Genomic DNA, 9,254 nt, shown 5'->3' on the forward strand with positions numbered 1-9,254 from the left:
GCGGGGGGAGGTGGGGGAGGCGGGAAGGCCGAGGGGGCCGGGGCGGGGTCCTCGGGGTGGTGGTCGGTCCTGGGGGCGAACCAGTCGCGCTCGTTCGTGCTCACAGTGCGATCACTTCTTGACGGTGGAGTAGACGGCCTGCGGCGAGGCCGCGAGCTTGCGCGCGGCCTCCTCGTCGAGCCCGAGGTCGATCTCGACCTCCGGCTGGAACGGCTCCTCCACCGTCTCGGCCGGCAAGCCGAAGATCACCCGCGCCCCCGGCAGCGCCGATGAAGGAACCTCGAAGAAGAACCGCCCGCTGACCCAGATGTCGGGCTGCACCCACGTGTTCGCCAGCGTCAGAGTGCTCGCCACGCGGTCGGTGGCCTGGAACTTCTTGCCGTCCGCGGTCAGCAGCTGCGGCTGCCCCAGGTGGTACGGCTTGAGGCTCGACTTGGCCGAGGCGTTGACCACGAGGAACAGGTTGTCCGTCGTGATGGTCTGGTCGCTGTTCTGGATCGTCCTGGTGGCCAGGAACGAGTCGAGCCGGACGGTGAACCGCCGGGCGTCCACGTCCTCGCCCTTGGCGCCCGTGTAGGTCGCCTTGGCTCTCGCCTCGTTGGCGGACAGGTGGAACGTCTGCAGCCCGACGGCGGCGGCCGCCAGCAGCAGCCCGGCGCAGGCGTTGAGCACCTTGGAGCCGCCGCCCGGCCCGCGTCCGGCACGGCGGCCGGGCCGGCCGGGACGCTCGGGGACGGCCGAGGAACGCGGCTGGGTGGCGGTCATGCCCCCTCACCCGCCTTGACCGGCAGCGTCACGCGGGCCTTCACCTCGGGGTAGAACTTGTCGTCCTTCTCCTTGGAGACCATCTGCCAGCGCAGCTGCTCGTCCTCGAAGCCGGAGACGTACTCGAAGGTGGCCACGTCGAGCGTGATCTTGTCCGGAGGGCGTTCGGTCGCGCCGAGCCGGTACCGGACGAGCACCTGGCTGGTCACGCCTGGGTGGAGCTGCCGGGTCTCGTCGCCCTTGTCGAGGGCGTAGACGAAGGGCCCCGACTCCTTGGGGAACTTGGGGCTGATGGCGACGAGCGAGTCGGCGAAGAACATGCCGAGCCACGCCTTGTCCGGCTTGGCGGGGTCGGGGGGCAGGCCGACGCTGGAGGTCTCGTCGCCCTTGTTGGTGACCTCGAAGACCAGCTCCACGAACCGCTTGTCCTCGTCGAACTGCGTCTTGGCCCGCTCGACCTTGACCCGCGACTCGACGAAGCGCGTGGAGTAACGGCCCTGGTCGAGCGTCGCGCCCTGGCCGAGCAGGTCCGGGCCCTTGTCGGGGGCCTCGTTCAACCCGCCCAGCAAGGCCGTGATGCCGACGGCCGTGACCGCCACGAGAGCCACGATGGGCACCGCCACCGGGCGTCTCGGCCTCGTGCTGTCGCCGGAGGGTTCCGTCATGGGTATGGATGGTAATAGGTCACGGTTGCCCCATCTGCCGCAATGGTCCCTTCTGGCGGGGGGAATTGCCGCGAACCCTGCCGCTACGGGGGTGGAAGCTCATACGCTGTCACGGAGCGGAAAAGGGCTGGCCCCTGCAACTAACGACATATCGCGGCCGGAGGGTCACGTGGCGGACGTGCATCCCGAGCATGCCCAGCTCCAGGCGGACCGCATCTACCTGGGGTGGCAGTACATCCTGCTGCATCCCGACCCGGGGCCGCCGCCCAAGCGTCCCTCGCCCGAGAAGGAGCCGGCGCCGGACGCGGAGTCGTCCGGCCGGCGGACGGCCGAGGCGCTGCGCCGCGAGCGGCTCCAGGAGGACATGCTCAACCGGCCCGTACGCGCCATCCGGGCCATCAGCCTGACCATGTCCGCGCTGATCCTCGTGGCCGCGGTCAGCGGCTACCTCGGGTGGTCGTTCGCGCTCCTCGGGCTGGTCGCGGCCGGCGGCGTGGCCGGCATCTGCACCTACGCCCTGCTCCAGGGCGACCGGGCGGTCCGCTACCGAGTGCTCGAACAGCAGGCCAGGGACGACCGGCAACGTCAGGAACGTGACAAAGAGCTGTTCCGCGCCCAGGAGGAGCACGCCCGGCGCTACCGCGACTGGCAGGAGTCGAAGGAACGCCACGAACGCCAGCTCACCTGGTACGCCGTCGCCGTCCCCGACGAGATCGACCGCATCGACGTGGCCGGCGGCACGCTGCCCGGCTGGTCCGCGCTCATCACCCTGCTCGGCGCCACCCGGCTCTACAGCGGCGGCCACCTGACCGTGCTCGACCTGTCGGAGGGCGCGATCGCCAAGGACCTGATCGAGCTGGCCCGCAAGGGCGGCGACGACCCGCTGGTCTGGGTGCTGCCGGTCGACCTGCCGAAGCTCGACCTCGGGGCCACGCTCAAGCCGGAGGCGTTCGCCGACGTGCTGGCCCACGTGGTGAGCGTGAGCGAGGAGCACCGCACCACCCGCGACCTCAGCTTCGACAACGCCATCCTGGAACGGGTGCTCGAAGTGCTCGGCGAGAACGCCACCATCAGCCAGGTCACCGCCGCCCTGCGGGCCCTGGCCCAGGTCGGCGACCCGCGGGACGACCTGCGCTTCGGCCTGATCACCGCGACCCAGCTCGAACGCATCGGCACGCTGTTCGGCCGCGGCGTGAGCGACCGGGTGGTGATCGAGCGCGCCTGGGCCCTCGAGTCGCAGCTGCGCAAGCTGGAGACGCTCGGCACCCAGGCGGTGCGGCTGCCGCCCGCCCGGCTGCGCGTGGTGAGCATGGACCGGCAGGCCGGCGTGTTCGGCAACCGGGTGCTCGGCACGTACGTGGCCACCGCGCTCACCCACATCCTGCGCCAGTCGCCCGCCTCCGACCGGCCCTGGTACCACACGATCATCGTGGCGGGCGCCGACAAGCTCCGCGGCGACGTGCTCGACCGGCTCATGGACGCGTGCGAGACCTCGCGTACCGGGCTGGTGCTGACGTACCGGAGCCTGACCCCCACCGTGAAGGAGCGGCTGGGGCGCGGCCACGCGGCCGTGGCGTTCATGCGCCTCGGCAACGCCGAGGACGCCCGGGTCGCCAGCGAGCACGTCGGCACCGAGCACCGGCTGGAGCTGGCCCAGCTGACCGAGACGATCAGCGACGCCCTGCCGGGCCTCGACGGCGGCTACACCTCCACCATCTCCCAGGTGGACGATGCCCGCCACGACCGCGGCGACGGCCACGCCGACCTGGTCGAGGACATCACCGAGTCCACCGAGTGGGGCCGGACGGCCGACAAGATCTCCGAGACCGAGCGCGTGCTCCACCGCTCGCGCGAGTTCCTGGTCGAGCCGCACCAGCTCCAGCAGCTCCCCACGACGTCCGTGATCGTCACCGACGCAACCGCCGAGGGCAGGCGGGTGCGGCTGGCCGACGCCAACCCGGCCATCCTCACCTTCCCCAAGACCACGCTCGGCGACCTGGAGGAGGTGCGCGAGGCCGTGCTGGCCCTGGAGGCCAAGGACGAGGGCGAGGAGCCGCCACCCAACCTCGGGCCACCACCGCCACGCCTTGACTGGCGCAAGGGCAGGCAATGACCTGGTCAAGGGCGTGGTGAGGAGCTGACGATCAGCGGGATTTTACTGAGAACCGACTGTGGGGGAATTGAAGATGCAGCCGAGTGTCTCGCTGAGCGGGCCCTGGTATCGGATCCAGTCGATCGCCGCACCCTCGCGAAGCTCGTCGGCGGAATGGGATTTCGTCACCGTGCTGCCCGCCGTGTTGTCGGCGGCGCAGCGTGACCGGCCGTTCGTCATCGGGTGGCTGTCGCGGGGTTCCGGCGCGCCGCTCGAACTGATCACCAATGCCGGCCCGCTCTCGCCGCCGCGCCAGCCGCGCCGGGCGACCGACGTGCCCGGCCTGCCGACCGGGCCCCAGCCGCTGCTGTTCCCGGGCGGCGCGCGGGGGATCGAGCTGGACGAGGAGTACCTGGCCGACCTCGCCGACCTGGTCTGGACGCCGTGCCCCGGCCGGCAGGCGCCGCCGCTGGGCGGGCGGGGGCGCGAGTTCGCCGGGTCCGACCCCGACGAGCTGAAGCGGCCCACGTTGTTCGAGTCGACGCTGGTCACGCTCATGTCGCGGCCGTTCGCCTGGCTGGTGGTGGCCGAGCCGACCGACCTGCTCGACGCCGAGGTGGCGCACCTGCGCACCCAGCTCAACGTCCTGCGGCAGTACGGCGACGCCTCCGAGCGCTCCCGGTTCGACGCCGAGCGGGCCGAGCGCCGCATGCAGGAGCTCGACGCCTTCCGCGAGGCCGGCCTGTGGAACGTGCGCGTGCTGGCCGGCGGGGCCACCGCCGAGGAGCTGCGGCAGATCGCGCCCGTGCTCGTCGGGTCGGTCGAGATGAGCCACCACCCGTACCGGCTGCGCAGCGCGCACGGCGCGGTCTACGCGCTGTCGGAGGCCCTGGCCATCACCATGCAGGACCCGGCCGACGGCGCCGCCGCGCCCTTCGCGGCCACCGCCGGGGCGCTGGCCGCGCTGGCCGGGCTGCCCAGGCGCGAGGTGCCCGGCGTACGCGTGCTCGACTCCGGCTTCTTCGACGTGACGTCCGAGGCCGACGGCGGCGAGCTGGAGCTGGGCGAGATCCTCGACGGCCAGGACAGAGGCGTGGGCAGCTTCCGGGTGCCCCTGGCCACGCTCAACAGGCACGCCTTCGTCACCGGCGCGACCGGCTCGGGCAAGTCCCAGACCGTCCGGCACCTGCTGGAGCAGCTCAGCGAGGCGCGCATCCCGTGGCTGGCCATCGAGCCGGCCAAGTCCGAGTACGCGGCCATGGCCGGCCGCATCGCCGACCCGGTGACGGTGATCAACCCTTCGGCCCCCGAGGGCGTGCCGCTCAGCGTCAACCCGCTCGAACCCGAGCCCGGCTACCCCGTCCAGGCGCACATCGACATGATCAGGGCGCTGTTCATGGCCGCCTTCGACGCCGAGGAGCCGTTCCCGCAGATCATGTCGCTGTCCCTGCAACGGGTCTACGAGGCCACCGGCTGGGACGTCGTGACCGGCGGCGCCGTGCCCGGCTCGAACGTCCCGCCCAGCGTGCCGACGCTCGAACAGCTCCAGCAGCACGCCATGGACGTCATCAAGGAGATCGGCTACGGCCGCGAGGTCCAGGCCGACGTCGAGGGCTTCATCTCGCTCCGGCTGCGGTCGTTGCGGGTCGGCTCGGCCGGGCGCTTCTTCGAGGGCGGCCACCCGGCCGACATCGGCGGCCTGCTGGAACGCAACGTCGTCCTGGCCATCGAGGACGTCGCCAACGACGAGGACAAGGCGTTCCTCATGGGCACGCTGATCATCCGGATCGTCGAGCACCTGCGCATGCGGGCCAGGAAGGAGAAGTCGGCCGGGCTGCGGCACGTCATCGTGATCGAGGAGGCCCACCGGCTGCTGCGCGACCGCGGCCACGGCCGGGCCTCCACGCACGCCGTCGAGCTGCTGGCCGGCCTGCTCGCCGAGATCAGGGCGTACGGCGAGGGCATCGTGGTGGCCGAGCAGATCCCGACCAAGCTCGTCTCCGACGTCGTGAAGAACACCGCGCTGAAGGTCGTCCACCGGCTGCCCGCCGAGGACGACAGGAAGCTCGTCGGCGCGGCCATGAACCTCAGCGACGAGCAGTCCAGGCACGTCGTCTCGCTCCAGCCGGGCTCGGCCGCGGTCTTCGCCGACGGCATGGACCGGCCGCTGCGGGTGCGCGTCCCGCTGGGCGAGTCGCGGGAGAAGCCGCTGCCGGGCCCCCAGCCGCCCATCCGCGGGCGCAGGTCGGCCGCGTGCGGGGCGCAGTGCCGTACCGGCCAGGCGTGCACCCTGGTGGAGCTCAGAGAGGCCGACGTGCTCGCCGACGGGCCCGACTGGGCCTGGCTGCGCATCTGGTGCGACACGGTCGTGCTCGCCTTCGTCAGCAACCGGCCGCTGCCCGGCGTGCCGCGCGCCCTGTCGGCCGCCTGGGGCGAGCTGCCCGCCCGCCGCCGCGAGTGCCTGCTGGCCACGCTGGTCGAACGCGCCGTCCAGCGACGGGCCTGGTCGTTGCGGAGCTGGTTCGACCCGGCGCTGCTCACCGAGAAGGCCGCCGAGGTCGCCGCGCGGCTGCTGTCGGGGGCCGAGCCCGGCGGCGACCGTCCCGGCGCGTCGTGGGTGATCCCGCAGGTGCGCTGGCTGCACGAGGTCGACCGGCTCTTCCCGTACGGCCAGCCCGCCCCCAACCTGCGCAGCCCGGCCCCGCCCATGGAGTACGCCCTGTTCCGCCAGTCCAACGGCAACGGCACGGCCGACCTGGTGCACGCCGAGCTGCTCGGCCACCGCGCCAAGGCCCTGCGCCACCACCCGCTGTCCATGGAGGTGGACCACAACCGGGCCCTGGCCTGGCGGGTCATCCTGGGCGACGACGAGAACGAGAGCGTGCAGCGCGACATCACGAACGTGGCGATCGGCATCGAGGCGTCGGCCAGGATCAGGCACGTCGGCCAGACGATGGGCGCGGGCTGGCTGGAGGGGGTGTTGTCGTGGCCGCAGCGGTTCGTCCTGCCGTTCGACCACGGGGGCGCCCCGGAGATCGCCTTCGTCGACGCCCCCTCGGCCTGACGCCCCCTTCACCCTGGAGCCCCCTGGAGCTCGCCCGGGGGCGGGTCAGCGGTCGCGGCGGCGTTCGAGGCGTTTGCGGCGGGCCACCTCGCGCTTGTGCTCGGCCAGCTCGCGCCGCCGCTCCCGCCGTCCCTGCGCGGCCTGCTGCTTGCGGCTCTCCAGCTCCAGCCGCATCGCCTCCTGCGCGGCCGTGCTCCGTACGGACACCTGGGCGGCGGCCCGCGCCGCCAGCTTGGCCGCCCGCTTGGGGTTGACCCGCCGCTCGCGCTCCCCGCCGGCCACGGCGGGCGCGGCATGGGCCTGCTCCAGCAGCGAAACGCCATGGCGCATGAGGTACGCGTGCAGCTCGGGATCGGTGGGCTCGGACCCGAGGGTGAACCGGGTCGCCCGCAGCCGCCCGCCCTCGGCGACCTCCAGCACCCCGACCCAGAACGGGCCGTCCAAATAGACCGACAACGTGACCATCTTCTCCGCCCTTCACCAGACATGCCGGGAAAGCGACCTGGACAGGCCGCTTCCGGCACACCGGACATCCCAGGAAAGGCGGATACGTGATGCTTCGCCCGGGCTACCAACCGGGCCGCGTTTTCGTGTGCAACTCCAGAGTAGGACTCAACGGCGACTAGGATCCATGTGCATGACCCAGCTTCCTCTGCGGGCTCAGCTCGCCAGCGCCCTGGGACGCAGTGCCGCCACGCTCTCGCGGATGACCGGGCGCGGTGACGGCTCGGTGATCGGCGGCAGGGTGGGCCTGATGCTCGAGCCCGACCTCCTGCGCAAGCTGGCCCGCGACCGCAAGCTGGCCCTGGTCAGCGCCACCAACGGCAAGACCACTACGACCAGGTTGATCACCTCCGCGCTGCTGGAGATGGGCGAGGTCGCCACCAACGCCTTCGGCGCCAACATGCCGGCGGGCCACGTCTCGGCGCTCTCCCAGCACAAGGGCGCCCCTTACGGCGTGCTGGAGGTCGACGAGAAGTACCTGCCGGAGGTGCTCGACACCACCGGCGCCGGCGTCGTCTGCCTGATGAACCTCAGCCGCGACCAGATGGACCGCGCGGCCGAGATCTGGCTGCTCGCGCAGAAGTGGCGCAGGGCGCTGTCGGGCAGGCCCACCCATGTCATCGCCAACTGCGACGACCCCCTCGTCACCTGGGGGGCCTCCACGGCCGCCAAGGTCACCTGGGTCGCCGGCGGGCAGCGCTGGAAGGAGGACTCCTGGTGCTGCCCCGAGTGCGGCGGCCCCCTCGACCGCAAGGACGCCGACTGGTCCTGCCGTGAGTGCACCTTCCACCGTCCAGAGCCGCAGTGGGTGCTCGACGACGACGTCGCCATCGACCCGCGCGGGCAGCGCTGGCTGCTCGACATCCAGCTCCCCGGCCTGGCCAACCGCTCCAACGCGGTGATGGCGCTGGCCGTGGCCGAGGCGTTCGGGCTGCCCGCCGACCGGGCGCTGCCCCGGCTGCGCGAGGTCACCTCGGTGGCCGGCCGCTACACCACGGTCGAGCGCGAGGGCCGCCACGCGCGGCTGCTGCTGGCCAAGAACCCGGCGGGCTGGCTGGAGGCCTTCGACGTCGCCGACCCACAGTTGCCGATCATCCTGTCGGTCAACGCGCAGGGCCCCGACGGCCGCGACACCTCGTGGTTGTGGGACGTCGACTACCGCATCCTGCGCGGCCGTCCGGTCTTCGTCACCGGTGAGCGGCGGCTCGACCTCGCGCTCCGGCTCGACGTGGCCGACGTGCCGTTCACGTTGTGCAGCTCGTTCTCCGAGGCGCTGGCCATGCAGCCGCCCGGCCGGGTCGACGTGATCGCCAACTACACCGCCTTCCAGCAGATCCGATCGGAGTTCGGACGTGCCGTCTGACAGCGCCCTCAGCATCGTCTGGATCTACCCCGACCTGCTGAGCACCTACGGCGACCAGGGCAACGTGCTCGTCCTGGAGCAGCGTGCGCAGCGCCGGGGCATCGAGGTCGAGACCGTCTACGTCCGCTCGGCCGACCCCGTGCCGGAGACCGGCGACATCTACCTGATCGGTGGCGGCGAAGACCGTCCGCAGATCCTGGCCGCCCAGCGTCTGCGCCGCGACGGCGGGCTCCAGCGGGCCATCGCGCGGGGCGCGGCGATGCTGGCCGTGTGCGCCGGCTACCAGATCATGGGCAGCACGTTCGGCGGCGAGGAGGGCCAGCCGGTCGACGGCATCGGCCTGCTCGACATCGCCAGCTCGCGCGGCCCCGCCCGGGCCGTGGGGGAGCTGGTCGCCGAGGTCGACGCCGCGCTCAACCTGCCCACGCTGACCGGCTTCGAGAACCACATGGGCGTCACGCACCTCGGCCCTGGCGTGCGGCCGTTGTCCAAGACGGTCGCCGGGGTCGGCAACGGCGACGGCTTCGAGGGCTGCTACGCGGGCCACGTGGTGGGCACGTACCTGCACGGCCCGGCCCTGGCGCGCAACCCGGCCCTGGCCGACCTGCTGCTGTCGTGGCGCGTGGGCGAGCTGACGCCCCTCGACGACTCCCGCTACGAGGCCCTGCGCCAGGAGCGGCTGAGCACCGTCCTGTCCGGCTGACGGCCTAGTGAGCCGGTTTTGAGATTCGGTCGCAGTAGTGGCAGATGCGGTCGAGGATCTGGTCCGCAGTCTTGGTCCATCGAAACGGCTTGGCGTTG

Annotated in this window: 7 protein-coding genes; 4 read left to right on the top strand and 3 right to left on the bottom strand. The window is 72.1% G+C overall.

The window, feature by feature from the left end; translation table 11 throughout:
* Positions 1-111: 111 nt before the first annotated feature.
* The gene (locus tag ACFYYW_RS41760) at positions 112-765 is read right to left on the bottom strand and encodes a hypothetical protein (protein ID WP_387658170.1); all 654 of its coding nucleotides are present in this window, start codon (positions 763-765) and stop codon (positions 112-114) included.
* Complete coding sequence (locus ACFYYW_RS41765; protein ID WP_387658173.1) at positions 762-1,430, bottom strand: hypothetical protein; 669 nt, start codon at positions 1,428-1,430, stop codon at positions 762-764. The genes ACFYYW_RS41760 and ACFYYW_RS41765 overlap by 4 nt, the downstream gene beginning before the upstream one ends.
* 169 nt (positions 1,431-1,599) lie before the next feature.
* Between ACFYYW_RS41765 and ACFYYW_RS41770 the strand changes: the two genes are divergently transcribed.
* Both ACFYYW_RS41770 and ACFYYW_RS41775 read left to right on the top strand, forming a co-directional pair.
* Positions 1,600-3,543, top strand: a complete 1,944-nt coding sequence (locus tag ACFYYW_RS41770) for a hypothetical protein (protein WP_387658176.1) — start codon at positions 1,600-1,602, stop codon at positions 3,541-3,543.
* A 73-nt stretch (positions 3,544-3,616) separates the two neighbouring features.
* A complete protein-coding gene (locus ACFYYW_RS41775; RefSeq protein WP_387658179.1) occupies positions 3,617-6,586 on the top strand; it encodes an ATP-binding protein in 2,970 nt (989 codons plus the stop codon).
* A 45-nt stretch (positions 6,587-6,631) separates the two neighbouring features.
* Here ACFYYW_RS41775 and ACFYYW_RS41780 read toward each other — a convergent pair whose 3' ends face one another.
* On the bottom strand, positions 6,632-7,042 hold the full coding sequence (locus tag ACFYYW_RS41780; protein ID WP_387658182.1) for a YjdF family protein: 411 nt from the start codon (positions 7,040-7,042) through the stop codon (positions 6,632-6,634).
* Positions 7,043-7,223: 181 nt separating this feature from the next.
* Between ACFYYW_RS41780 and ACFYYW_RS41785 the strand changes: the two genes are divergently transcribed.
* Together ACFYYW_RS41785 and ACFYYW_RS41790 are read left to right on the top strand one after the other, a co-directional pair.
* Complete coding sequence (locus tag ACFYYW_RS41785; protein WP_352319747.1) at positions 7,224-8,453, top strand: MurT ligase domain-containing protein; 1,230 nt, start codon at positions 7,224-7,226, stop codon at positions 8,451-8,453.
* Positions 8,443-9,156 carry a glutamine amidotransferase gene (locus tag ACFYYW_RS41790; RefSeq protein ID WP_352319745.1) on the top strand — a complete coding sequence of 238 codons (714 nt, stop codon included), beginning with the start codon at positions 8,443-8,445 and terminating at the stop codon, positions 9,154-9,156. The genes ACFYYW_RS41785 and ACFYYW_RS41790 overlap by 11 nt, the downstream gene beginning before the upstream one ends.
* Positions 9,157-9,254: the final 98 nt, after the last annotated feature.

Source organism: Nonomuraea sp. NPDC001831, from assembly GCF_042892035.1.
Classification (GTDB): domain Bacteria; phylum Actinomycetota; class Actinomycetes; order Streptosporangiales; family Streptosporangiaceae; genus Nonomuraea.

Bases quoted from the DNA above. Each gene is read 5' to 3' on its own strand.
- ACFYYW_RS41775 (WP_387658179.1), top strand. From the start codon at position 3,617: ATGCAGCCGAGTGTCTCGCTGAGCGGGCCCTGGTATCGGATCCAGTCG.
- ACFYYW_RS41785 (WP_352319747.1), top strand. From the start codon at position 7,224: ATGACCCAGCTTCCTCTGCGGGCTCAGCTCGCCAGCGCCCTGGGACGC.
- ACFYYW_RS41765 (WP_387658173.1), bottom strand. From the start codon at position 1,430: ATGACGGAACCCTCCGGCGACAGCACGAGGCCGAGACGCCCGGTGGCG.
- ACFYYW_RS41760 (WP_387658170.1), bottom strand. From the start codon at position 765: ATGACCGCCACCCAGCCGCGTTCCTCGGCCGTCCCCGAGCGTCCCGGC.